Origin of the sequence: Corynebacterium sp. HMSC074C03 (genome assembly GCF_001838285.1) — a bacterium.
Lineage (GTDB): Bacteria > Actinomycetota > Actinomycetes > Mycobacteriales > Mycobacteriaceae > Corynebacterium > Corynebacterium amycolatum.
The window spans coordinates 1-230 of record NZ_KV836256.1; the positions used below are offsets into that span (position 1 = coordinate 1).

Here is a 230-nt window from a genome sequence, read left to right on the forward strand (position 1 = left end):
GGGTTTTTGCTCGCGTCTACTGTTCAGTGTCTGGCATGACACCACCCACCCGAAGTTTTGTGGTGGGGTTGGTTGGTGCCTGGTTTTTGTCGGTGGTGTTAGCGGTGGGGTCACGCCCGGTCCCATTCCGAACCCGGAAGCTAAGTCCACCAGCGCCGATGGTACTGCACTCGGGAGGGTGTGGGAGAGTAGGTCGCCGCCGGCATAAATAATTGTTGGTGGGTCGTGGT

At 58.7% G+C, this 230-nt stretch carries 1 rRNA gene; it reads left to right on the top strand.

Annotation, left to right across the window (positions count from 1 at the left end):
- Positions 1 to 88 precede the first annotated feature (88 nt).
- Positions 89 to 205: ribosomal RNA gene (rrf, locus tag HMPREF2847_RS10645) — 5S ribosomal RNA — on the top strand.
- Positions 206 to 230 lie beyond the last annotated feature (25 nt).